The following is a 24,809-nucleotide window of genomic DNA, read 5'->3' as shown; positions in this document are numbered from 1 at the left end:
CCAAGCCTGAAGATGTTTGATTATAGGAGCTTGTACAATGTCGCCAGCGCTCTACGGCCATCCGTTTTCCTCGTACACCCAGAAAGTTCTCATTGCGCTGTATGAAAACGGTACGCCGTTCGAATTCCGCCTTATCGGACCGGACACCCCGCAGCATGTTGAGGAATGGCTGCAGCGCTGGCCATTGCGCAAGTTCCCGCTTTTGGTGGACAAGGGACGCACCATTGTCGAGACCAGCATCATCATTGAGTACCTGCAGCTGGCGCACCCCGGCCCGGTACGCCTCCTGCCGGAAGACCCGATGGCCGCGCTTGAAGTGCGCTTCCTCGACCGCGCTTTCGATCTCCACGTAATGAGCCCGGTACAGCACGCGGTAAGCGGCACCATGACTGGCGACCCCGCCAAGCGGCACGATGGTCTCGCGTTCGCCACCGAAAAACTGGATCTCGCGTATGCGTGGCTGGATAAGGAGCTCGCCGGACGGACCTGGGCTGCTGGCGCGGACTTCACGCTGGCTGATTGTGCAGCTGCGCCGTCGCTGTTCTATGCGGATTGGACGCACCCGATTCCCGAGGCGTTTTCCGTCCTGCGCGCTTACCGATCACGCCTGCTTGACCGTCCGTCCTTCGCCCGGGCGGTCAACGAAGCGCGGCAGTACCGCTCACTCTTCCCATTGGGCGCGCCGGACCGGGATTAAGCGCCCGCCCGAAATATTTTTCGGGTTCCTGTCACAAGCTCGCTGGCGTGATCGTCTTATAGGGAGCGAAGGCACAACGGGTGCCTTCCTTCCTAACGAAAGGCCTATCATGTCCCACGTCGCCCGCCTCCCCTTCTACACCCTCGCCCCGACCAACCTGAAGGCGATGATCAACCTCTCCGCGTCAGTCAAAAAGAGCTCGCTGGGCGAAGCCCTGGTCGAACTGGTGAACCTGCGCGTCTCGCAGATCAACGGCTGCGGCGTCTGTGTCGACATGCACTGGCGCGACCTGATCAGGCAAGGCGCCGAGCCGCGCCACCTGAATGCCATCGCCGGCTGGCGCGAGGCGCCGTTCTTCAGCCCACGCGAACGCGCGGCGCTTGCCTGGGCCGAAGCTGTCAACGCGCTGCCACAGCGCGACGACACCGATGCGGCGTACGGCGAACTTGCCCAACATTTCAACCCGACCGAAATCGCAGAACTGAGCTACGCGGTGGCGGTCATCAAAGGCTGGAACGTGATTAACCTGAGCCTTCGCAACCAGATTCCCGAAGTGCCTGCGCCGGGCTTCTAAGCAGCGGGCGGTACACTGTCGAACATATCGATGCCAGCCATGACCAGCGAACCCACCACCGACGATATCCATGCCTTTGCCGCGCTTCGACCGCGCCTGTTCTCGATCGCGTACCGGATGCTCGGCACCCGCGCCGATGCGGAAGACGTGGTGCAGGATGCGTGGCTGCGCTGGCACGGGACCGAACAGGCCGCAGTCCAGTCGCCCGAGGCATGGCTGGTGACGGTCACGACGCGCCTGTCCCTCGACCGCCTGCGCACCCGCAAGGCGGAGCGCGAGGCCTACACCGGCTGGTGGCTGCCGGAGCCGCTGGTGGAACTGGACGAACACACGCCCGAGCGCGCGGCCGAACTGGCCAGCGACGTGTCGGTGGCGTTCATGTGGGTGCTGGAACGGCTGGCGCCGGAGGAACGCGCCGCCTTCCTGATGCGGCAGGTGTTCGACCAGGACTACGCCGACATCGCTGCGATGCTGAACAAATCCGAAGCCAGCTGCCGCCAGCTGGTGCACCGGGCGCAGGCGCGGGTGCAGCAAGAACGTCCACGCTTCAAGGTACCGAAGGATACGCACCGCGAACTGCTGGTGAAGTTCATGCAGGCCGCCGGTAAGGGCGACCGCGCGGCGATGAAGGCGATGATGTCGGACGATGTGCAGCTGGTGGCCGACGGCGGCGGCAAGGTCAACTCGTTCCAGCACATCTTGCGCGGTGCGGGCCGGGTCGCCGGCGTGTACTGGACGCTGGAAAACCAGAATCCTGCGCAGGTGGCTTACCGTTCCGCCCTGGTTAATGGCGAACCGGGGCTGCTGCGCTATGTCGGCGGCAAGATCGAATCGGCGCAGTCATTCATCATCGACGACGGCCGCATTGTTGCGGTGTTCGTCATGCGTAATCCGGACAAGCTGGCCGCCGTACCGCAATTCATTTAACTCGGGCGGCCTTACTTCGATCCGAGCGCCGCCAGCGCGGCCGCGGCGTCGCGATGTCCCTGGGCGGCGGCTTTGGCATACCAGGCCCGTGCTTCCTTCAGGTCCCTCGAACCGGCGACGCCGTATTCGAAGCACTGTGCCAGATAAAACTGGCCAGTCACGTCTCCCTGTTCCGCAGCCTTGCGATACCACGCTGCGGACAGCACGCCGTCCGCTGGCACGCCGCGTCCCTCGTCGTACATATCGCCAAGCGCGACCTGGGCAGGCGCCAGTCCCTGCTCGGCCGCCTTGCGCGTCCAGTGTTCTGCGTCGCTGGCGTTCTTGTCCACGCCTTGTCCACGGGTGTAGAAGGCACCAAGGTTGAACTGGGCGCTTGCGTGCCCCTGCTCGGCAGCTTTGCGCATCCATTGGGCGGCCTCGGTGTCGCTCCTGGCGATACCTTCGCCTGCCAGGTACATCAGGCCGAGGTTAAATTGCGCGCCGGGGTGCCCTTGGCGGGCTGCCTTCAGATACCAGCGCGCAGCTTCTGCGTCGTCGCGCGGCACGCCTCGTCCGTTTCGATAGACGATCCCGGCCTGGAACTGTCCCGCCATATCGCCACTCTCGGCCAGGGACAGAATCCGGGCCATGGCGGCCTCCACCTCCACGGCGCGGGCCCCGCGTGTACCGTTGACAATCCAGACGTACTGGATCGGCAGCCAGGACTGCACCGCCTTGCCGCCCACGATTGCGGGAAGAAACTGGCACTTTTTCAAGCCCGTGATCGTGGCTTCGTCGATCTTTTTGAATCCGCTCGATTTGATGAGCTTGGTGTCAGTTACCGCTCCGTCCACATCCACCAGGAAGTGAAGCGTGACGATGCCTTGCAGCTCCCCATGCCGTGCGCCATTCGGCCACTCGGGATTGGCACACGGTAGCGCGATTGCGCTGCGGTCGCCCGCTGCCGGTGCGGTGCGCTCATCCGCCATCACGGTTTGGGTCGCGGCAAAAACAGAGGCGGTCAGCAAGAACGCCAGGGAAATGGCTTTTCGTAGTCTCATCATGTTATCGATATATATATTTCCATAGGGAAATTATACGTTGACGGGTACGAATAGTGAACAGCCCCATTCCTGACGGCCGTTGCGGGCGCATCAGCGCCGCTGGTAACTGATGTGACGCTACAATGCTCCTTCCAGCCATGACCATTCTTCAGGATTACACGATGTCTCTTCCGGTTTCTTGCGGCACGCTCATCGTCAACGGCGCGGGCCAACTGCTGCTATGCCACGTTACAGGCACGGCCAAATGGGATATCCCAAAAGGAATGCAGGATCCCGGCGAGACGCCGATCGAAACAGCGATGCGCGAGTTGAAGGAAGAAGCCGGCCTGGCATTTGCCGAAAGCGAATTTGTCGACTTGGGCTGCTTCGACTACCGCAAGGACAAAAAGCTCCACCTGTTCCTGGTGCGCGCGCCAGCCGAACTTGATTGCCTGGACCATCTCGAATGCACCAGCTTCTTTCCGCACCAGGTGACAGGTGAGCCAACCCCGGAAGCCGATGGTTTCCGCTGGGCGTCGCGCGACGAGCTGGCCAAATTATGCTGGCCACGGATGGCCAAACGACTGGTGGCGATGGACTGGTAGGGCCACCAATAAAAAAGCAGCCCCATCGGGGCTGCTTTCGCATCGGGTGCGGTATCGGCCGCACCTTCGCTACAAAGTTAATTACTCAACAGGACCTGTGCGATCAGGCCGGTGGCCAGTGCCACCAGGGCGTAGTCATTGCCAGCCTGGACCCAGTGGTAGCCACGTGGCGGCGCGTACAGGCGGCGGCCGCGCCAGTCGCTGACCACATAACGCGACCCGCGGTAATGGTGCGCCAGGTACTCGCCGCGGCGCACACGGTAGTGCGAACCATGGTTGTAGCCGTAGTCGCGGCGCGCGTGTCCGCGGCGCGAGTGATCGTAACGGTCGTGGCGGTCGTACCGGCGGTCATGACCGTACTGCGCGCGCTGGTTGTGGTCGTAACGGTCGCCGCGGTAAGCGCGGTCGTTCTGCTCATATCGGTCATTGCGGTAGTCGCGTTCATACGATTGCGCGAATGCGGCACCGGAAGTGAAAGTAGCTGCAACCGCGGCGATGATGAGGGCTTTCGTGTTCATATGCGCTCCTGAGGTGAAGTGAAACCATTTGCCTGCCTGGGCTCCTGCAGACCATCGTCCCCAGGAGATGAGCTAGTACAGTTCCTTCGCCCATGTACGCATTACACCCCGTGCACATGTACAGTTCTACCGTTTACCAGTAAGAAGTGTTACGCGACGTATCTGCCGGGGGACGCGGCGGAGGCGCCCTGCGGGCTTGTCCGCCCTACGGGAGCGTGCTGCTGGCGAAAAAAAACCGCCGCGTGTTGAACGGGCGGTTTTCTTTGGAGTGCTCTGGTTGTCAGTGCGACAGTTTGCCTTCGCCTTTCGCCGGTGGCGGCGGAGGCGGCGGCGTCGCCGATTCGACAGGTTTGCCGTTTTTGCCGAGCACCTGGACGAAGATCTCGTTCTCTTTGATCATGCCCAGCTCAAAGCGCGCGCGTTCTTCAACCGCGCCGGTACCCGTCTTCAGGTCGGTGACCTCGGACTCCAGCTTGGCGTTGCGCGCCTTGCGGTCCGCTGCGCTCTGCTGCGCGGTGGCGACCTGGCTTTCGAGGTCGTACACGCGCAGCCAGCCGCCCTTACCCAGCCAAAGCGGGTACTGGATCAGGAGCAGCAGTGCTGCGAGGGCGAGCGTAATCAGGCGCATTGAGTGAGCAGCTGGCCGGCGCTAACCGGCCAGGCCTGTTCTTACTTCAGGTTGTAGAACGCGTCGCGGCCAGGATAGCTGGCGATGTCGCCCAGGTCTTCTTCGATGCGCAGCAGCTGGTTGTACTTGGCCATGCGGTCCGAACGCGACAGCGAGCCGGTCTTGATCTGCAGGGCGTTGGTGCCAACCGCGATGTCCGCGATGGTCGAGTCTTCGGTTTCGCCCGAACGGTGCGAGATCACGGCGGTGTAGCCGGCGCGCTTGGCCATCTCGATCGCTGCGAAGGTCTCGGTCAGGGTGCCGATCTGGTTGATCTTGATGAGGATCGAGTTGGCGATGCCCTTCGAGATGCCTTCCTTCAGGATCTTGGTGTTGGTGACGTACAGGTCGTCGCCGACCAGCTGCACCTTCTTGCCCAGTGCCTGGGTCAGGATCGCCCAGCCGTCCCAGTCGCCTTCAGCCATCGCGTCTTCGATCGAGATGATCGGGTACTTGTCGCACCAGGTCGCGAGCATGTTGGTGAATTCGGTCGCGGTGAGCGACAGGCCTTCGCCCGACAGTACGTACTTGCCGTCCTTGTGGAATTCGCTTGCTGCGCAGTCGAGGCCCAGCGCGATCTGCGTGCCTGGCTCATAGCCTGCTTCTTCGATCGCCTGCATGATCAGCTTGATCGCTTCTTCGTGGCTGCCGACGTTCGGCGCGAAACCGCCTTCGTCGCCGACCGACGTGGCCATGCCCTTCGCGTGCAGGATCTTCTTCAGCGTGTGGAACACTTCCGCGCCGTAGCGAACCGCTTCCTTGAAGCTTGGTGCGCCAACCGGGATGATCATGAATTCCTGGATGTCCAGGTTGTTGTCGGCGTGTGCGCCGCCGTTGATGACGTTCATCATCGGCACAGGCATCTGCATCGCGCCCGAACCGCCGAAGTAGCGGTACAGCGGCAGGCCGGCTTCTTCAGCGGCTGCCTTGGCCACGGCCATCGACACGGCCAGCATGGCGTTGGCGCCAAGGCGGCTCTTGTTCTCGGTGCCATCGAGGTCGATCAGGGTGCGGTCGAGGAAGGCTTGTTCGTTCGCGTCCAGGCCCATGATCGCTTCGGAGATCTCGGTGTTGATATTTTCGCAGGCCTGCAGCACGCCCTTGCCGAAGTAGCGCTTCATGTCGCCGTCGCGCAGTTCGATCGCTTCGCGCGAACCGGTCGAGGCGCCCGATGGGACAGCCGCGCGGCCCATGACGCCCGACTCCAGCAGCACGTCGCATTCCACGGTCGGATTGCCGCGCGAGTCAATGATCTCACGGCCGATAATATCAACGATAGCACTCATGTTTCAGTCTCCGGAAAGGTAAAAAATTCGTTGCGCGCAAACGCCGAACGCCCACATGGGGCGTTCGGGTACTAAGCATATTATTTACATCAATTGAAGCTAGTTTCGAGGAAGGCGGTCTTCTTGACCACGCGGTCGATGTCGACCAGGGTGGACAGCAGCTCCTTCATGCGTCCCAGCGGCACCGCGTTGGGGCCGTCCGACATCGCTTGCGCCGGATTCGGGTGGGTCTCCATGAACAGGCCCGCCACGCCGACGGCGACAGCAGCACGCGACAGCACCGGGATGTGTTCGCGCTGGCCGCCCGAGGACGTGCCCTGCCCGCCCGGCAGCTGCACCGAGTGGGTGGCGTCGAAGACGACCGGGCAGTTCGACTCGCGCATGATGGCGAGCGAACGCATGTCCGACACCAGGTTGTTGTAGCCGAACGAGGCGCCGCGCTCGCAGGCCATGAAGTTGTCTTCGTTCAGGCCAGCGTCGCGTGCTGCCGCGCGTGCCTTGTCGATCACGTTCTTCATGTCGCCGGGGGCCAGGAACTGGCCCTTCTTGATGTTGACCGGCAGGCCGGACTGCGCGCAGGCGACGATGAAGTCGGTCTGGCGGCACAGGAAGGCCGGGGTCTGCAGCACGTCAACCACGCTGGCGACCATCGGGATCTCTTCGACCGTGTGCACGTCGGTCAAAACCGGCACGCCGATCTCGCGCTTGACGTCGGCCAGGATCTCCAGGCCCTTCTCCATGCCAGGACCGCGGAAGGTTTTGCCCGACGAGCGGTTGGCCTTGTCGAAGGACGACTTGTAGATGAACGGGATGCCCAGCGCCGAAGTGATTTCCTTCAGGGTGCCGGCGGTATCCATCGCCATCTGGCGCGACTCGATCACGCAGGTGCCCGAGATCAGGAAGATCGGGTGCTCAAGGCCTACGTCGAAACCACATAGCTTCATGCTGCATCTCCTTGCAGGGCCGGGGCGCTGTTGGCGGCCTGGCTGTTAGCTGCCTGGTGCGCCAGCGCAGCCTTGATGAACGACGTGAACAGCGGATGGCCGGTACGCGGGGTCGACTTGAACTCCGGGTGGTACTGGACGCCCATGTACCACGGGTGCGCATTGTCGCCGCTGCGCGGCAGTTCCATGATTTCGCACAGGTCTTCGGTCGGGGTGCGCGCCGACACCACCAGGCCCGCCGCTTCAACGCGGCCCAGGTAGTGGTTGTTGGCTTCGTAGCGGTGGCGGTGGCGCTCGGTGACGACGCTGCCGTAGATTTCCGCCGCCAGCGTGCCCGGGTTGACCGCGCAGGTCTGCGCGCCAAGGCGCATGGTGCCGCCCAGGTCCGAATTCTCGTCGCGCTTTTCGACCTTGCCATCGTGGTTCTGCCACTCGTTGATGAGGGCGACGACCGGCTGGTCGGTCTCGGTATCGAACTCGGTGGAGTTGGCGTTGGTCAGGCCTGCCATGTGGCGGGCGTACTCGATCAGCGCAACCTGCATGCCGAGGCAGATGCCCAGGTAAGGGATCTTGTTTTCGCGTGCATAGCGCGCGGCCATGATCTTGCCTTCCACGCCGCGCTTGCCGAAGCCGCCCGGCACCAGGATCGCATCGTACTTGGCCAGGTGGTCGCAGCCGCGCGTTTCGATGTCTTCCGAGTCGAGGTATTCGATGTTGACGCGGCTTTCGGTGTGGATGCCGGCGTGGCGCAGCGCTTCGGTCAACGACTTGTAGGACTCGGTCAGGTCGACATACTTGCCGACCATGCCGATCATGACCGATGCCTTCGGGTGCTCGAGCGCGTGAATCAGCTTGGTCCATACCGACAGGTCGGCCGGCGGCGCTTCGATACCGAGCGCTTCGAGGATGATCTCGTCGAGGCCCTGGTCATGCAGCACTTGCGGCACTTTGTAGATGGTGTCGACGTCCCATACCGAAATCACGGCCTGCTCTTCGACGTTCGAGAACAGCGAGATCTTGGCGCGCTCGTCTTCAGGAATGCGGCGGTCCGCGCGGCACAGCAGCGCGTTTGGCGAGATGCCGATTTCGCGCAGCTTCTGTACGCTGTGCTGGGTAGGCTTGGTTTTCAGTTCGCCTGCCGATGCGATGTACGGCACCAGGGTCAGGTGGACGAATGCGGCCGACTTGCGGCCGGCGCGCAGCGACAGCTGGCGCGCCGCTTCCAGGAACGGCAGCGATTCGATGTCGCCCACGGTGCCGCCGATTTCCACCAGCGCGATGTCCACGCCTTCGGCGCCGCGGTAGATGTAGTCCTGGATTTCGTTGGTGATGTGCGGGATCACCTGCACGGTCTTGCCGAGGTACTCGCCGCGGCGTTCCTTGCGGATCACGGATTCGTAGATCTGGCCGGTGGTGAAGTTGTTCACCTTGCGCATGCGGGTGCTGATGAAGCGCTCGTAGTGGCCGAGGTCGAGGTCGGTCTCGGCCCCGTCGTCGGTCACGAATACTTCACCGTGCTGCATCGGGCTCATCGTACCCGGATCGACGTTGATGTACGGATCGAGCTTGAGCATGGTGACTTTGAGGCCACGCGATTCAAGGATCGCGGCGAGAGAGGCGGCGGCAATCCCCTTACCCAGGGAAGACACGACGCCACCAGTGACGAAGACAAATTTGGTCATTGCAGAATGGTGCCGAACGGCACGCGCGGGAAATTGAAATTATACCTTAAACCCGCCAATACTGCCGCAGAACAAGGTAAAAAACATCATCTTCGCGGTCTGTGTACATTCCTGCAATATGCGGCTTGACTGGGATCAGGTCAGCAGAGGCAAAACGCTGGCTAACGGCACGCCAAGCTCATATGATCGTCTCCTTTTACCTGCCGCGAGACGCCATGTCCCCCACCGATCGCTCCCCTGCCGCGCCTGGCCTCGACGAGGCGCCGCGCGCGTCCGTTGCCGCCAACGACAGCGCGCCGCAGCAGCAGACCCATCGATTCACGTTTACCGGCAGCGGGTCGGAGTACTTCCGGATCTGGATCGTCAACCTCTTCTTGTCCATGATCACCTTGGGAGTGTACTCGGCCTGGGCCAAAGTGCGCCGCATGCAGTATTTCGACCGCAACACCCAGCTTGCCGGCGCCAGCTTCGACTTCGACGGCGACCCCAAAGCCATCTTGCGCGGCCGGGTGCTGGCAGTTGTATTACTGGCCGCCTACCAGTACGCCTTCGGATTTTCCCTCGGCGTCGGGATCGCGGTGGTGCTGATGCTGCTGATGTTGCTGCCCTTCATGATGCGCGGCGCATTGCGCTTTCGGCTGAGGAACACCCGGTATCGCGGACTGCGTTTCAATTTCAGCGGCTCGGCGCCGGGCGCCTACTGCGCTTACCTGCCGCCCCTGATGTTATTCCTGACCCCGGCGGCGCTGCTGGCCGTCGACCCGAGCGGCAAGCTGGTGTTACCGGTCGTCGCCTTGTACCTGGTGTGGCCATTGATGCACGGCGCAATGAAGGGCTACCAGCACCGGCACCTGGAATTCGGATCGCAGCAGGCTTCCTACGACCTTCCCAAACGCAAGTTCTACAGGCCCTACTTCGCGGCATTGGGTATGGGAATCGCCGCCAGCCTGCTGGTCGCCGGACTGGTCTTTGCCATGGCGGCAGCCGGCAGCATGGGGGGCATCGGCGACATCGATAAATGGGTGCCGATGCTGGCAGTAGTGGCGATGATGTACGTGGTCTACCTGATCGCGGGCCCCTTCGTCCAGGTGCGCATTGCCAACATGGCGTGGTCGAACACCAGCTTCCCGGGAGTCAGCATTTCCTCGCACCTGAAGGCGCGCGGCTACCTGCGCCTGCAGACGGCCAACGCGGTGCTGACCCTGCTGACACTGGGCCTGTACCGGCCATTCGCCGTGGTGCGCGCCTACGAATACCGGCTCGCGCACACGACTGTGCAAACCGACAGCGGCTTTGAACACATCGCCGCCGGCATGACCCGATCCTCGCGTGCTGCTGGCAGCGATGGCGTGGCCGACTTCCTCGGCGTCGATCTTTCCTGGTAATCCTCATGATCTCAGCAAACTATTTCGACGGCCTCAGCGCGCGCCTGCACCTCGTCAACCTTGAGCTTGGCAACGGCATGATCGGGCTGGCTGGCGCGGACATCGTCAAGTCCTACCCGCTTAGTGAAGTCGCCATGGCCGAGCCGTTCGCCGGTGCGGCAAGCGTGCTTGACTTTGCCGATGGCGCCCGTTGTGAAATCGGCGACCCTGCTGCAAAAGCCGCCGTCGCAGCCGCACTCGGCTACCGCAAATCGCGTGTCGTGCGCTGGCAAGAGCGCTGGTACGGTGCACTGATCGCCGTTGTGCTGCTCACCGTGACCGTGCTTGCCGCGGTCAAATGGGGAATCCCGGCACTGGCTGAGCGGGCCGTGGCGGGCCTGCCCGTTTCGGTCGACAAGCAAGTCGGCGACACCGCCTTCAAGGCGCTGGAGGGCGGGTGGTTTGCCGAAAGCCGGCTGAGCGAACAGCGCATTGCCGAGGTACAGGAGGTATTCGATTCAGTGGCGCCGGCGGTATCGCGCGTACCGCTGCGCCTGGTTGTGATGAGCGCCGAGGACCTGCCGCCCAACGCGCTCGCCTTCCCCGATGGCAGGATCGTCATTACCGACAGCATGATCCTGCATATCCTCGGCGAAGAAAACCACTTCAGCGACGACAACTATGCCGCGCTGGCCGGCGTGCTGGCCCATGAAATCGGCCACATCGAAGGGCGCCACTCGATGCGCGCGCTGGCGCGGTCATCGCTGATGGCCGTGCTGTCGGCGGCACTGGTCGGCGACTTCAGCGCAGTCGTGGCCGGCGCTCCCGCGGTCTTGTTCGACATGGACTACTCGCGCGACATGGAGCGCAAAGCCGACGACTACGCGATCAATGTCCTCCTTGAACAGCAACTGCCGCCGGCGGCGCTGGCCGACCTGTTCGACACGCTGGACGAGGCGGCGCCCGGGCAAAGTTCACTGCCGCGCTGGATGCAGGAGGCCGGGCAATATCTCAGCAGCCATCCGGCCACCGAAGAGCGCAGCGCCTACCTCCGCAACGCCGGCAAGCGCGGCAAGCAGCAGTGAACAAGGAATTGCCACCTACCTGAGTGAAACAGCGAACAGACTTGCCACCCTCCAAAGTCCATGCTGGAATTTTTCCCACCATGGAGGCTGATATGTCCTATGAACAACGCGATGCCTACGGCATGTATGTCGACAAAGGCCACAAAGGCCCTGGTCCTGAACTGATGGGCGCCGAGACGCTGATCGGCAACCACGTCCACAACCTCAAGAACGAGCACCTTGGCGAGATCAAGGAGATCATGCTCGACATGCGCAGCGGCAAGGTCGCTTACGCCGTGATGTCGAGCGGCGGCGTGCTGTCGATCGGCGAAAAGCTGTTTGCGGTGCCGTGGGAAGCCCTGACGCTTGACACTGTGCACAAGCGCTTCACGATGGATGTCGATAAATCGCTTATCGAAAACGCTCCCGGCTTCGACACCGATCACTGGCCGGACATGGCCGAGCAGAAATGGGCCCACCAGATCCATAGCTATTACGGCACCCAGCACGCGCAATAAAACAACTCGCCTGCGGGGGCGGCGCGCCCGCCCTGCCCCCCGTGGCCTGGGTTTATCTTCTGCAAACGTGTGGCGGACGACGAGTAATTAGTGCTATAAATCACCATTGATTGCCCAAAGGCATTTAAAATCCCTCCTTGAATTCGCATCGGCGATGTTTTCAGGGGAAGCGGCAACATGGGATTTTTGGCAAACATTCAAATTGGCAAACGCCTGGCGATCGGCTTCACGCTGATCCTGGCAATGACGGCGGTCATCGCCACGGTGGGCATCTGGCGCCTTAACGAGGTCGCCGAATCGACCCGCGCGATGATGACGCAGCCGCTGACCAAAGAGCGCATGATCGTCGACTGGTACACCCAGATCTTTGGCGCCGTGCGCCGCACTGCCGCGATCGTCAAGAGCACCGATCCGGCGCTCGGGCCTTTCTTCAAGGAAGATGCCGCGGTGACCGCGAAAAGCGCCGCCGACCTGGTCAAGCAGATCGAACCTTTGATCGCCGGCGACGCCGAAAAAACCCTGTACGCCAAAATTATCGCCCAGCGCAAGCTCTACACCGCGGGGCGCGACGGCGCCATCAAGGCCAAGGCCGAAGGCAATACCGACGAAGCGACCCGGATTTTCGAGCAGGAATTTATGCCTGCTGCCAACGTCTATCAGGAATCGTTACGCGCGCTGGTCGCCATGCAGCGCAACAACATGGACACGACCGCCCGCTCCATCGATGAAACGGCGGCGTTCAGCACCACGCTCATCGCCGCCCTCGCCGCTGGCGCGGTCCTGCTCGGCGCACTGTGCTCCTGGCTGCTCACGGTTGGCATCGTCCGTCCGATCCGCGAAGCGGTGGCGCTGGCCGAGACGGTGGCCAGCGGCGACCTGACCCGCCAGATCGCGGTGTCGAGCACCGACGAAACCGGCGCCCTGCTGCGCGCACTGCGCCAGATGAACGACAGCCTGGTAGGCATCGTGTCGCAGGTACGCAGCGGCACCGACTCGATTTCCACCGCCTCGCGCGAAATCGCCGACGGCAACCTCGACCTGTCGGCGCGCACCGAACAGCAGGCCAGCGCGCTCGAAGAAACCGCCGCCTCGATGGAAGAACTGACCACCACGGTGCGCCAGAACGCCGACAACGCGCGCCAGGCCAACCAGCTGTCGCTGGCCGCGTCCGAGATCGCGGTACAGGGCGGCGCGGTGGTCGGCCAGGTCATCGCCACGATGGGCTCGATCAACGACTCGTCGCGCAAGATCGTCGACATCATCGGCGTCATCGACGGCATCGCGTTCCAGACCAATATCCTCGCGCTCAATGCGGCGGTGGAAGCGGCGCGCGCCGGCGAACAGGGGCGCGGCTTTGCGGTGGTGGCGTCGGAAGTGCGCACCCTGGCGCAGCGTTCGGCGGCGGCCGCCAAAGAGATCAAGGGCCTGATCGGCGACTCGGTTGAAAAAGTCGACGCCGGCACCGTGCTGGTGGACCGTGCGGGAACCACGATGGAGCAAGTGGTGGCCAGCATCCGCCGCGTGACCGACATCATGGCCGAGATCTCCAGCGCCAGCGCGGAGCAGACCGGCGGCATCGAGCAGGTCAACTCGGCGATCGGCCAGATGGACGAAGTGACCCAGCAGAACGCCGCGCTGGTCGAGGAAGCGGCGGCAGCGGCCGGCTCGATGCAGGAACAGGCGGGCCAGCTGGCGCAGGTGGTCAGCGTCTTCAAGCTTGACCGCGATACGGCGCCGGTAGCCAGGGCTGCGACGGCGCGCGCGCCGGTCGCACGCGCACCGGTGGCACGTCCGGCCGCCAGCAAGCCATCGATCGCGGCGCCAAAGCGCAAGCGCGATGCTGTAACGGCCGGCGACGACTGGGAACAGTTTTGACCTGACCGGCTGCCACGTCGTTCCCGCGAAGGCGGGAACCCATACTCCGTAAAGATCGATTAGCAGAAGTTGCGGCTGGCGGTGTCGAGCCGGCCGAGCAGGTGCGACATGTCGACCAGGCGCTTGGCCACCAGGTGCCTGACCTGCCCCTGGCTTTGCCAGATTCCGTACACGCCCAACAGCGGCGCCCCCAGCACCTCGCGCCGCTGCTGCTCCACCAGCGACGGCCATACGATCACATTGACATTCCCGGTCTCGTCTTCCAGCGTCACGAACAGCACGCCCTTGGCGGTTGCGGGGCGCTGGCGCACGGTAACCAGGCCGCAGGCGCGCGCCAGCTGGCCGTCCTGGTAATCGGCCAGCGTCGATGCGGGCATGAAGCGCTTTTCCAGCAGCTGCCGGCGCAGCAGCGCCAGCGGATGCCGCCCCAGGGTCAGGCCCTGCGAACGGTAGTCGCCGACGATCTGGTCGCCTTCGCTTGGCGCCGCCAGCTGCGGCGTGTCCTCGGCCAGCGAGGTAGGCCGCAGCAGGTCCTTGTCGGGCACCGCGCCCACCGCCTGCCACAGCGCCTGGCGCCGGTTGCCGGCCAGCGACTGGAGCGCGTTGGCGCCGGCCAGCACCTGCAGGTCGTGGCGGTCCAGCTGCGCGCGGCGCGCCAGGTCGCTAACGCTGGCAAACGGCCGGATCGCGCGCGCGTCTTCGATCCGCGCGGCCGCTTCCTTGCGCATGCCGCGCTGGAGCGACAGGCCAAGGCGCACCGCCGCTTGCGGCCGCTCCCCTGCCTGCGGTCCCGTTGCAGGCTCCAGCGTGCTGTCCCAGCCGCTGATGGCGATGTCCACCGGCCGCACTTCGATGCCGTGCCGCTGCGCGTCCTGCACCAGTTGCGAGGGGCTATAGAAGCCCATCGGCTGGCTGTTGAGCAGCGCGCACATGAAGGCCGCCGGTTCATGGCACTTGAGCCAGGAGCTGGCGTATGCCAGCAACGCGAAACTGGCGGCGTGCGATTCGGGGAAGCCGTATTCGCCGAAGCCCTGGATCTGGCTGAAGATCGATTCTGCAAACTCCCTTTCGTAGCCGCGTTCGAGCATGCCGCCGACGATCCGTTCATAGTATTTTTCCAGCCCGCCCTTGCGCTTCCACGCCGCCATGGCGCGCCGCAGCTGGTCCGCTTCGCCCGGCGTGAAGCCGGCCGCCAGCATCGCCACCTGCATCACCTGCTCCTGGAAAATCGGCACGCCCAGCGTGCGCTCCAGCGCGACCTTCATCTCGGGCTTGGGGTAGTTGACCGGCTCCAGTCCCTGCCTGCGCCGCAAATACGGGTGCACCATGCCGCCCTGGATCGGGCCCGGGCGCACCACCGCCACTTCGATCACCAGGTCGTAGAAGGTGCGCGGACGCATCCGCGGCAGCATGCTCATTTGCGCGCGCGATTCGATCTGGAAGACGCCGATGGTGTCCGCCGCGCAGATCATGTCGTAGGTGGCCGGGTCTTCGGCCGGGATGTCCTGCATCGAGAACACCATGCCGCGCTGCTGGCCCACCAGGTCGAGCGTGCGGCGCAGCGCCGACAGCATGCCCAGCGCGAGGATGTCGACCTTGAGCAGGCCGAGTTCTTCAAGGTCGTCCTTGTCCCACTGGATGACGCTGCGGTCGGCCATCGCCGCGTTCTCGATCGGGACGAGGCGCGACAGCTTGCCCTGTGCGATGACGAAGCCGCCGGGGTGCTGCGACAGGTGGCGCGGGAAGCCAAGCAGGCGCTGCGCCAGCGTGGCCCATTGCTGCGCCAGGCCGGACTCGGGATCGAGCCCGCTTTCGGCCAGCCGGTTGACCAGGTCTTCCTTGCTGTCGAACCAGTGGTGGTTCTTGGCGACCTTTTCGACGATCGCCAGGTCGATGCCGAGCGCCTTGCCGCTGTCGCGCAGCGCGCTCTTGGGCCGGTACGAGATCACCACCGCCGCCAGCGCGGCCCGCGCACGCCCGTACTTCTGGTAGATGTACTGGATGACTTCTTCGCGCCGCTGGTGTTCGAAGTCGACGTCGATGTCGGGCGGCTCGTTGCGTTCCTTCGAGATGAAGCGCTCGAACAGCAGGTTGCCGCGCGCCGGGTCGACCTCGGTGATGCCGAGGCAGTAGCAGACCGCACTGTTGGCCGCCGACCCCCGCCCCTGGCACAAAATGCCAACCGAGCGCGCATAGCGCACGATGTCATACACGGTCAGGAAGTAAGGCTCGTACTTCAATTGCCCGATCAGGTCGAGTTCATATTCGATCTGCGCCTGCACCCTGGCCGGTATCCCCTGCGGGAAGCGGTGGTGCGCGCCGATGTAGGTTTCGGCGCGCAGGTAGCCGGCGGCGGTTTGCCCGGGCGGCACCAGCTCGTCGGGATATTCGTAGCGCAGTTCGTCGAGCGAGAAGGTGCACAGCCGCGCGATGCGCAGCGTCTCGGCCAGCACTTCAGGCGCATAGATGTTCGCCAGCCGCAGCCGCGCGCGCAGGTGCTGCTCGGCGTTTTGCGACAGCGAGTAGCCGCATTCGGACACCGCCTTGCCAAGCCGGATCGCGCACAGGGTGTCGTGCATCGGCTTGCGCGAACGGACGTGCATGCAGACGTGGCCGACCGCGGTAATCGGCAGCCGGTGCTGCCATGCGACTTCTTCGATGGTGCTGCGGTGGGCGTCGTCGTAGGCGCGGTGCAGCAGGTTCAGCCCGACCCAGGCGCGCCCCGGGAAGGTGGACGCCATCCACGCGCATTGCCGGTGCAGGCGGTCGACGTCGGCCGCGTCATGTCCCGGATAGGATGGCAGCAGGATCGCCAGGCAGTCGGGCAGTCCCTTCAGGTGCGCCTGTTCCGGCGCGGGGTCGGCGAAATCGTGCGGCGTGATCAGGTAGCTGCCCTTTTCGCTGCGCGTGCGCGCCAGCGTGATCAGCTCGGACAGGTTGCCGTAGCCGTTGCGGTTCTGCGCCAGCACCACCAGCGACAGCGCCGGGCTGCCGTCGCGGTTCTGCAGATGGAAGTGCGCGCCGACCAGCAGCGGCAGTCCCTCGCGCTTGGCCACCGCGTGCGCCCGCACCACCCCGGCCAGCGAACATTCGTCGGTGATGGCCAGCGCCGAATAACCCAGCTGCACGGCGCGCGCGACCAGTTCCTCGGCATGCGAGGCGCCATGCAGGAAGGAGAAATTGGTCAGGCAGAACAGCTCGGCGTAGTCGGGCAGGCTCTGCGTCATCGGGACAGGAAACATGGAAATAATACTGTATAAAAAAACAGTATAAACCATGCACTGGCGAGCGACAAATCCCGATTGCGCCCTGCCGGCGCGCCTCTAGCATGCCTCGGCGACACCCTGTGGCTGCACGCAGCTATATTTACGCTGTTGTCACCTAGCCACACTTTCCTAGGTGATAAGTGTTTAGAATGAATTTTTTCGTTTCCGGAGACTGCCGCGTGTTCAAACTCACCACCCTTCGCCGTTCGGTCCTCACCAGCCTGTACGGCAGTGTCGCCCTGGCCGCACTTGCCCCAACCGCCTTTGCCCAGGCTACGGCAGCGCCGCAGGCCCAGTCCAGCGACGTGGTGCCCACCGTCAGCATCGTCGGTTCGCGCCGCGCCGCCACCACGTCGGCCACCGAAACCGCCGTCCCGGTCGACTTCATCCCAATGACCAAGCTCGCCGAACAAGGCAGCCAGTTCGACCTCGCGCAGACCCTGACCTACATTTCGCCATCGTTCAACTCGACCCGCCAGACCGGCGCGGACGGCGCCGACCTGGTCGATTCGGCCGCGCTGCGCGGCCTCGGCTCGGACCAGACCCTGGTACTCATGAACGGCAAGCGCCGCCACAGCACCTCGCTGGTGAACATCTTCGGCGCGCGCAACCGCGGCAACACCGGTACCGACATGAACGCGATCCCGCTGCTGGCGGTGAAGAACATCCAGGTGCTGCGCGACGGCGCGGCAGCGCAGTACGGCTCCGACGCCATCGCCGGCGTGATCAACGTCGAACTGAAAAAATCGCTCGGCTGCGAAACCGTATTCGGCGTCGGCCAGTATTCCAAGGGCGACGGCGAGAACCTGCTGGCCTCCGGCTACTGCGGCGTGCCGATCGCTGGCGGCGTGGTCGGCATCACTGCCGAATACCTCGACCGCGACCGCTCCAACCGCGCCGATCCTGGCAGCCTGCGCACAATTGGCGACTCCAAGGTCGAAAACCAGACCGTCTACCTGAATGGCGAAATTCCTGCCGGCCCGGGCAAGGTGTACTTCACCGCCGGACTGCAGAAACGCGACGCTTCGTCGGCCGCCTTCGGCCGCGGCCCGGACCAGATCCCGACCCGCAATGCGCAGGCGATGTACCCGAACGGCTTCGCGCCATACATCGACGCGATCATCGACGACCAGTACGGCACCCTCGGCTACCGCACCAACCTGGGCGACTGGACTGCCGACCTGTCGCAGACCTACGGCTACAACAAGATGCACTACACGATCCGCAATACGCTCAACGCGTCGATCGCCAATGCAGACCTGCTGGCCGGCGGCCCCGGCAAGAGCGCGTCCGAGTTTGACGCCGGCGGCTTCTCGGCCGAGCAGATGACCACCAACGTGGACGTGGCGCGCTTCTACCCAGGCATCATGAGTGGCCTGAACCTGGCGTTCGGCGCCGAGTACCGCACCGAAAACTACCAGATCTTCGCCGGCGAGCCAGGCTCCTACATCGACGCCGACGGCCCAGGCTTCGGCGGCGACCCAGGCAGCCAGGGGTTCCCTGGCTTCCGCCCGGCCGACGTGACCGACCGTGACCGCCACAGCGTGGCCGCCTATGTCGACGTCGAAACCGACGTGACCGACCGCCTGAAGGTACTGAGCGCAGTGCGTTACGAGAAGTTCAGCGACTTCGGCAGCAGCGTCACCGGCAAGCTGGCCGCCGCCTACAAGCTCACCGACGCCTTCCTGCTGCGCGGCTCGGCCAGCACCGGCTTCCGCGCACCTTCTCTGCAGCAGGCGTACTTCTCCTCGACCTTCACCGAGTTCGTCAACGGCCGTCCGATCGACTCGGTGTTCGCGCCGAACGGCGGCGCCGTGGCCAATGCCATCGGCATTCCAAAGCTGAAGGAAGAAGAATCGACCAGCTTCACCCTGGGCGCGACCTGGACGCCAACCCAGTCGACGTCGGTAACGGCCGACCTGTACCGCATCGCCATCGACGACCGCATCGTGTTCTCGGGCCGCTTCGACGCGGATAACTTCGCGCCGATCGTTCCGCTGCTGAACACCCTCGGCGTCGGCGCCGCGCAGTTCTTCGTCAACTCGATCGACACCAAGACCCAGGGCCTGGACCTGACGGTGTCGCACCGCGCCGACGTTGGACCAGGCAAGCTGAATACCTTCCTCGCCATGAACCTCAGCAAAACCGAAGTCACCGCGGTGCACGCACCTGCGGTGTTCAGCGGTTACGAGGACGTGCTGCTGTCCGAGCGCGAGCGCCTGTTCATCGAGCAGGGCGGCCCGCGCCGCAAGGCCACGCTGGCGTTCGAATACCTGCTCGGCAAAGTCGGCACCGAATTCAAGATCATCCACTTTGGTCCGCAAACCCTGGGCACGTGGTCGGGCAGCGAATCGGTACCGAACCAGCACTACAAGGCAAAGACCTCGGCAGACCTGAGCTTCACCTACAACCTCAGCGAGAAGACCAAGCTGACGGTTGGCGGCGCGAACATCTTCAACGTCAAGCCAACGGTGCAGGACGAGAACGAAACCGACAATGGCTTCAAGTACGAGTCGGTGCAGTTCGGCCTGAATGGCGCATCCTACTTCGCGCGCCTGTGGCACAAGTTCTAAGCGTCCACGCGTGACGACGGCGCCCTCTGCCAACCGGCACAGGGCGCCGTTTTTCCATCCAGGGCCCGCATAAATACACCGCAACGCCGCGCTAGCCTGCCTTGTTCGCCTGAGATACACTTGCGCGCTACGCCATTTACCCAGCCGGATATGAAACCTACATTCCTCGCCTACGCCCTTCCCTTGTTCCTGCTCGCGGCCGCCCCTGCCGCGCGCGCCGATGTCGATTACCAGCTGCGCATCAGCGACGCCGCCCAGCACCTGGCCGAAGTGCGCGCCACCTTCCCGGCGGTGACCGGCGCCACGCTCGACGTCCAGATGCCTAACTGGCGCACCGGCCGCTACCAGATCCTCAATCTCGCCAACGGCGTGCGTACCTTCAAGGCCGTCAACGCCAAAGGCGAAGCGCTGCCGGTGGCAAAGACCGACAAGGGCACGTGGCAGGTCCAGACCAGGCCGGGCGACGCGGTCACCGTCAGCTACGAGGTATACGCCAACGTACTGGGCGAACGCACCCGCCACATCGACGACACCCATGCCTACCTCGACGCCAGCGGCGTGTTCGTCTACGCGCAGCCGTTCCGCAATGAGCCGGTGAAGGTCAAGCTGGACGTGCCGGCCAACTGGCAATCGCGCTCGGGCATGGACGCGGGCGCATGCGGCCACTGCTTCGTCGCGCCGAACTACGACGTGCTGGTCGACTCGCCGATTGAAACCGGCATCCATGAATTCCACACGACGACGGTCGACGGCCGTACGATCGAAGTGGCCATCTGGGGCCGTGGTAACTACGACGGCAAGAAGATGACCGAAGACCTGAAGAAGATCGTCATCGAAGGCGGCAAGCTGTATGGCGGCAAGTGGCCGTTCCAGCGCTACCTGTTCATCGTCCACGCCACCGACGGCGCCGGCGGCGCGACCGAGCACCTGAACTCCACCGTGATCCAGCGCCCACGCTGGATGTTCGCCAAGCGCAAGGACTACCTCGGCTTCCTGCGCACCGCCGCGCACGAGTTCTTCCACACCTGGAACGTCAAGGCCTACCGTCCGAAGGAGATGGTCCCTTACGAATACCAGAAGGAGAACTACAACCCGCTGCTGTGGATCGCCGAAGGCCACACCTCGTATTTCGATGAAATGATCGTGCTGCGCGCAGGCCTGCAGAAGCGCGAGGAATTCATGGAGGAATACGCCAAGACCATCGAAGACTACCTGCACCAGCCGGGCCGCTTCCACCAGAGCGCCGCCGAGTCGAGCTTCGACGAATGGATCGCGGTTGGCGGCGAGCGCGCGCGCAACGCATCGGTGAACATCTACTCGAAGGGCCAGGTACTGGGCCTGATGATGGACATCGAGCTGCGCCGCCAGACCAAGGGCGCCAAAGGCCTCGAAGACGTGCACCGCGTTTTGTTCGACAAGCACTCGGTGGCACAGGGAGGCTACGATCCGGTTGCGGTCAAGGCTGCGCTGCGCCAGGTCAGCGGCAGCGACTGGAGCGGCTGGTGGAGCCAGTACGTCGACGGCACCGCCGAGATCCCGTTCGCTGATTTGCTCAAGACGGTCGGCATGCAGTACATGATCGACGTGCCGAAGGACGAAGAACAGAAGGAAGAATGGTGGGCCGGGTGGAAGATGCGCGAAGGTAGCGACCCGGCGGTGGTGACTGAAGTCGAGCGTGACAGCCCGGCATGGAAGGCGGGCATCGTGTCCGGCGACGTGCTGGTGGCGGTCAACGGCCTGAAGGTATCGGCCAAGGACCTGTCGGAGAAGCTGTACCTGTCGAAGACGGCGCCGTTCAAGCTGCACATGTTCCGCCGCGACGAACTGCGCGAAGTCCAGCTCACTCCTGTGCTGCAGCCCAAGGGCAAAGCCAAGGTGAAGGCGCTGGACAAGCCGACCGCCGGGCAGAAGGCCCTGAACGAAGCCTGGCTGGGAATGCCGTGGCCGAAGGAAGAAGCAAAGAAGAAGTAAGCAGTACCACAACGTAGGGCGGACAAGCGAAGCGCCTCCGCCGAATTAGCGTCAACGCGACGCAAACATTCGGCGGATGCGCTTCGCTTATCCGCCCTACGCCTTTGTCAGACTGCGGGACGGCGCACGCTCACACTCCCCCACGGTTCGGACCGCGCCTTGATGTAATGCCTGACCACGTACCCCCAGGGCAGCACCAGCGGCACCAGCACGATCCCCATCCCGGTTGCAAACAGCGTTTCGGCCGCATACGCGTCGAGCCCCGGCCCCATCCACATCGGCACGGCAAACGCCACCACCCAGATGACCTTCCACACCAGCTCGAAAATAAGCACCGGCAGCATCTGCAGCGGATAGCGCAATCCCAGCAACGACACCAGCGCCAGCCCGCCAAGCAGCGACCAGATGACGGTGTTCGCGTTAGCGTCAATCGTCGGCGGCGAGATGATCAGGGGCCAGATGTTCAACCCGAGGCCGACGGCGATCAACAGGTACATCGCCCTTAACAGGTAAAGCCTTACTGTGCTGACTTCAGACATGGCAAACTCCTTTGACGGTTGATTGGACTGCTGTTCCTATTCGACTTCCTTCAAGATCTTTTCCACCACCGCGAGACGCGCCTTGACGTCGCCCAGCGTCGCGTTCATCGCCGCCAGCGTCGCTGCCGTTTCAGCCTGCGCCGCTGCCGCCTGTTCCGCTACCTGGCGGTAAGCCTCGTCGCTGGCAAGGCGCGCCTTGGCCTGCTGGATCGCGGCGTAGTACTTCATGCCGAAGATGATCAGCGCGGTCGCCAGCGGCAGGAAGAGCGTCAACAAATACACGTGTTCGGCCATTTCGTTCTCTATTTTTCAAGGTTGGTTGTCAGGGTCTTCACGGCTTCTGCGATCGCTTCGGGCGTGAGCTCGATATTGAAACGGTTGACTTCAAAGTAGTTGAGCGCCTTGCCATCGTCCGACACTTCGAGCTGGCTGGTCACCAGGCCGGCACTTTCAAGCTTTTGCAGGTGCAGGTGCAGCAGCGGACGGCTGATGCCGATCTCCCGCGCCAGCTGGCTGACGTAATTGCGCCCGCCAGAGGCCAGCGACGCGATGATCCGCAGCCGGTGGGGACTGGACAGGGCCGACAACATCGCCAGCAGCTGGTCTCCTTCTAATGAATGGTTTTTCGCTTTCACGTGTAAACAATAACTGACACATGAAAGCAAGTCAACCGCCGGCTCGCTTGCGAACCAAAAACCTGATTGGATAGGATTGCCTTGCCTAGTTCCGGCGGAACTCGACACTCACGCTCAGGCCGCCGAGCCGTTCGGACTGTCCGAGCACCAGCTTTGCGCCATGCCGGTCGGCGATCGCCTTGACGATGGCCATGCCGATGCCGCTGCCGCCCGCTTCGCTGCCGGCGATGCGGTAGAAGCGGTCGAACACCCTGTCGCGCTCTTCCACCGGAATGCCAGGGCCGCTGTCTTCGACAGTAAGGGTGGCGCCGTTATCGCTCGCGCGCACTTCCACATCGACCTTGCCGGCGGCCGGCGTGTACTTGATCGCGTTGTCGACCAGGTTGCGCATCAGGATCGCGAGCGCGTCGGGCTGGCCCTGGATGCTGGCGTCGTCGGCCCTTTCGAGTCCGAGGTCGATTCCCTTGGCCTGTGCAGGGCCGGCCAGGTCACCCAGCGTGCGGCGCGCCAGGTCGGCCAGCGGCACATGCTGCAGCTTGATGCCGCTGGCGGCACTGGCTTCCTGCCGAGCCAGCACGAGCAGCTGCTCGACCAGGCGCGTGGCGCGATCGATGCCAGCAGTAAGGCGTCCCACGGCGACGCCGCGTGCTTCCTCGTTATCGGCACGTTCCAGGCTTTGGGCCTGCAGCTTGAGCGCCGCCAGCGGCGTGCGCAGCTCATGGGCCGCGTCGGCCACGAAATGCTGCTGGGCGTCGAAAGCCGTCCTCACGCGACCGAACAGCAGGTTCAATTCCTGCACCAGGGGCAGTACTTCGTCAGGCAGCCCGGACTCCGACACCGGCGACAGGTCGTCCGCCTGGCGCGCCGCGACCTGTTTGCGCACGCGCGCTACGGGTTCGAGCGAGCCGCTGACCACCCACCAGACGACCAGCATCAGGATCGGCATCATCACTGCGATCGGGCCCACGGTGCGCAGCGCCAGGTTGCCGGCGATCTTGCGCCGAACCGCCATATCCTGCGCCACCTGGACAGTCTGGTTGCGGGTCTGGACCGAGAAGATGCGGTAAGTGGTGCCGTTCGCCTTGACGTTGGAGAAGCCGAGCACCGCGTGCTGCGGCAGGCGTGCGCGCGAGAAGGTGCGGAACACCTGCACGCCGTCGGGCGTCCAGACCTGCACCATCAGGTCGTTGTTTTCGGCGCCGGCTTCGACCGATTCGCGTGCTTCGCTGCTCGACAGCGGTGCACCGGAACGCAGCGACAGCGCCATCTGCTGCATGTGATAGTCGAAGATCTCGTCGGCGTCGCGCAACGAGGTGCGGTAGGCGATCGAGGCCTGCGCCAGGGTGGCGATCGAAATGGCGGCCAGCAGGAACCACAGCAAGCGGCCGCGCAGCGAGTGGGATACCTTCATTGTTTCGGGACCATGTAGCCGACCCCGCGCACGTTCTGGATCAGTTCACTGCCCAGCTTCTTGCGCAGGCCGTGGATGTAGACTTCAACCGCATTGCTGCTCACTTCATCGCGCCAGCTATACAGCTTTTCTTCGAGCTGCGGCCGCGACAGCACCACGCCGGGCCGCGCGATCAGCGCTTCGAGCACGGCCCATTCGCGCGCCGACAAGGTGACCATGGCGCCGTCGACCTGCACTTCGCGGGTGGCGGGATTGATGCTGATGTTCTTGTACTCGAAAACCGGTTCGCCGCGGCCGGCGGAGCGGCGCAGCAAGGCGCGAATGCGCGCCAGCAGTTCATCGAGGTCGTAGGGTTTGAGGACGTAGTCGTCGGCGCCGGCGTCGAGGCCGGCGATGCGCTGTTCGACCGAGTCGCGCGCGGTGGCCACCAGCACCGGGGTCTGGTCTTTGCGTGCGCGCATCGAGCGCAGCACTTCAATGCCGTCCTTGCGCGGCAGGCCAAGGTCCAGCAGCACGAGGTCGTAGGCCTGCGATTGCAGCAGCGCGGTGTCCGCCATCTCGCCATCCTTGACCCAGTCGACGGCGTAGTGCTCGGCCCTTAACAGGTCGAGCACTACTTCGCCGATCATCGTATCGTCTTCCACCAGCAGTAGCCGCATCACTTCCCCGTT

General features: G+C 63.8%; 22 protein-coding genes. 10 read left to right on the top strand and 12 right to left on the bottom strand.

The genetic code is table 11. From position 1 onward, the window contains the following. Positions 1–37: 37 nt before the first annotated feature. The 3 genes from LMJ30_RS10605 (at position 38) to LMJ30_RS10595 (ending at position 2,198) form a co-directional block, all read left to right on the top strand. Positions 38–697, top strand: a complete 660-nt coding sequence (locus LMJ30_RS10605) for a glutathione S-transferase family protein (protein WP_229432317.1) — start codon at positions 38–40, stop codon at positions 695–697. Positions 698–806: 109 nt separating this feature from the next. Further along, positions 807–1,271, top strand: coding sequence for a carboxymuconolactone decarboxylase family protein (locus LMJ30_RS10600; protein ID WP_229432316.1), 465 nt, complete (start codon positions 807–809; stop codon positions 1,269–1,271). Between the two features lie 15 nt (positions 1,272–1,286). Continuing rightward, positions 1,287–2,198: an RNA polymerase sigma-70 factor gene (locus LMJ30_RS10595; RefSeq protein ID WP_371873010.1), complete on the top strand. Its 912-nt coding sequence runs from the start codon at positions 1,287–1,289 to the stop codon at positions 2,196–2,198. 11 nt (positions 2,199–2,209) lie between these two features. Here the strand turns inward: LMJ30_RS10595 and LMJ30_RS10590 are convergent, their stop codons facing one another. Then, on the bottom strand, positions 2,210–3,241 hold the full coding sequence (locus LMJ30_RS10590) for a TonB family protein (RefSeq protein WP_229432314.1): 1,032 nt from the start codon (positions 3,239–3,241) through the stop codon (positions 2,210–2,212). A 137-nt stretch (positions 3,242–3,378) separates the two neighbouring features. Between LMJ30_RS10590 and LMJ30_RS10585 the strand changes: the two genes are divergently transcribed. After that, positions 3,379–3,825, top strand: coding sequence for an NUDIX hydrolase (locus tag LMJ30_RS10585; protein ID WP_229432313.1), 447 nt, complete (start codon positions 3,379–3,381; stop codon positions 3,823–3,825). Between the two features lie 77 nt (positions 3,826–3,902). Here LMJ30_RS10585 and LMJ30_RS10580 read toward each other — a convergent pair whose 3' ends face one another. The 5 genes from LMJ30_RS10580 to pyrG form a co-directional block, all read right to left on the bottom strand. Next, positions 3,903–4,343, bottom strand: a complete 441-nt coding sequence (locus LMJ30_RS10580; protein WP_229432312.1) for an RcnB family protein — start codon at positions 4,341–4,343, stop codon at positions 3,903–3,905. A gap of 280 nt (positions 4,344–4,623) precedes the next feature. After that, positions 4,624–4,971 carry a cell division protein FtsB gene (gene ftsB / locus LMJ30_RS10575; RefSeq protein WP_229432311.1) on the bottom strand — a complete coding sequence of 116 codons (348 nt, stop codon included), beginning with the start codon at positions 4,969–4,971 and terminating at the stop codon, positions 4,624–4,626. Between the two features lie 41 nt (positions 4,972–5,012). After that, positions 5,013–6,296 (bottom strand): phosphopyruvate hydratase, encoded by a 1,284-nt coding sequence (gene eno / locus LMJ30_RS10570; protein WP_229432310.1) that lies wholly within the window; start codon positions 6,294–6,296, stop codon positions 5,013–5,015. A gap of 89 nt (positions 6,297–6,385) precedes the next feature. Then, positions 6,386–7,240, bottom strand: coding sequence for a 3-deoxy-8-phosphooctulonate synthase (gene kdsA, locus LMJ30_RS10565; protein ID WP_229432309.1), 855 nt, complete (start codon positions 7,238–7,240; stop codon positions 6,386–6,388). Then, positions 7,237–8,922, bottom strand: a complete 1,686-nt coding sequence (pyrG, locus tag LMJ30_RS10560) for a CTP synthase (RefSeq protein WP_229432308.1) — start codon at positions 8,920–8,922, stop codon at positions 7,237–7,239. The genes kdsA and pyrG overlap by 4 nt, the downstream gene beginning before the upstream one ends. Before the next feature lie 215 nt (positions 8,923–9,137). On the opposite strand from pyrG, the gene LMJ30_RS10555 reads away from it, so the two are divergent. From LMJ30_RS10555 to LMJ30_RS10540, 4 genes are all read left to right on the top strand, one after another. Then, the gene (locus LMJ30_RS10555; protein ID WP_229432307.1) at positions 9,138–10,307 is read left to right on the top strand and encodes a YjgN family protein; all 1,170 of its coding nucleotides are present in this window, start codon (positions 9,138–9,140) and stop codon (positions 10,305–10,307) included. 5 nt (positions 10,308–10,312) lie between these two features. After that, the gene (locus LMJ30_RS10550; RefSeq protein ID WP_229432306.1) at positions 10,313–11,371 is read left to right on the top strand and encodes a M48 family metallopeptidase; all 1,059 of its coding nucleotides are present in this window, start codon (positions 10,313–10,315) and stop codon (positions 11,369–11,371) included. A gap of 92 nt (positions 11,372–11,463) precedes the next feature. Next, positions 11,464–11,868: a PRC-barrel domain-containing protein gene (locus tag LMJ30_RS10545; RefSeq protein ID WP_229432305.1), complete on the top strand. Its 405-nt coding sequence runs from the start codon at positions 11,464–11,466 to the stop codon at positions 11,866–11,868. Positions 11,869–12,045: 177 nt separating this feature from the next. Then, positions 12,046–13,743 (top strand): methyl-accepting chemotaxis protein, encoded by a 1,698-nt coding sequence (locus LMJ30_RS10540; protein ID WP_229432304.1) that lies wholly within the window; start codon positions 12,046–12,048, stop codon positions 13,741–13,743. 59 nt (positions 13,744–13,802) lie between these two features. Here the strand turns inward: LMJ30_RS10540 and LMJ30_RS10535 are convergent, their stop codons facing one another. Then, the gene (locus LMJ30_RS10535; protein ID WP_229432303.1) at positions 13,803–16,985 is read right to left on the bottom strand and encodes an error-prone DNA polymerase; all 3,183 of its coding nucleotides are present in this window, start codon (positions 16,983–16,985) and stop codon (positions 13,803–13,805) included. A 203-nt stretch (positions 16,986–17,188) separates the two neighbouring features. Between LMJ30_RS10535 and LMJ30_RS10530 the strand changes: the two genes are divergently transcribed. Further along, complete coding sequence (locus tag LMJ30_RS10530) at positions 17,189–19,582, top strand: TonB-dependent receptor plug domain-containing protein (RefSeq protein ID WP_229432302.1); 2,394 nt, start codon at positions 17,189–17,191, stop codon at positions 19,580–19,582. Positions 19,583–19,732: 150 nt separating this feature from the next. Continuing rightward, entirely contained in the window at positions 19,733–21,553 is a 1,821-nt protein-coding gene (locus tag LMJ30_RS10525; RefSeq protein ID WP_229432301.1) for a M61 family metallopeptidase, read from the top strand. Positions 21,554–21,660: 107 nt separating this feature from the next. On the opposite strand, the gene LMJ30_RS10520 is transcribed toward LMJ30_RS10525, so the two are convergent. From LMJ30_RS10520 to LMJ30_RS10500, 5 genes are all read right to left on the bottom strand, one after another. Further along, complete coding sequence (locus tag LMJ30_RS10520; protein WP_229432300.1) at positions 21,661–22,092, bottom strand: protein kinase family protein; 432 nt, start codon at positions 22,090–22,092, stop codon at positions 21,661–21,663. A 36-nt stretch (positions 22,093–22,128) separates the two neighbouring features. Then, complete coding sequence (locus LMJ30_RS10515; RefSeq protein WP_229432299.1) at positions 22,129–22,386, bottom strand: hypothetical protein; 258 nt, start codon at positions 22,384–22,386, stop codon at positions 22,129–22,131. An 8-nt stretch (positions 22,387–22,394) separates the two neighbouring features. Beyond that, positions 22,395–22,727, bottom strand: coding sequence for an ArsR/SmtB family transcription factor (locus tag LMJ30_RS10510; protein ID WP_229432298.1), 333 nt, complete (start codon positions 22,725–22,727; stop codon positions 22,395–22,397). Between the two features lie 85 nt (positions 22,728–22,812). Continuing rightward, entirely contained in the window at positions 22,813–24,138 is a 1,326-nt protein-coding gene (locus LMJ30_RS10505) for an ATP-binding protein (RefSeq protein WP_229432297.1), read from the bottom strand. Then, on the bottom strand, positions 24,135–24,797 hold the full coding sequence (locus LMJ30_RS10500; protein ID WP_229432296.1) for a response regulator: 663 nt from the start codon (positions 24,795–24,797) through the stop codon (positions 24,135–24,137). Before LMJ30_RS10500 ends, LMJ30_RS10505 begins: the two co-directional genes overlap by 4 nt. Positions 24,798–24,809 lie beyond the last annotated feature (12 nt).

It is taken from the genome of Massilia agrisoli, from assembly GCF_020831365.1.
Lineage (GTDB): Bacteria > Pseudomonadota > Gammaproteobacteria > Burkholderiales > Burkholderiaceae_D > Telluria_A > Telluria_A agrisoli.
This window is presented reverse-complemented; position numbering and strand designations above follow the sequence as displayed.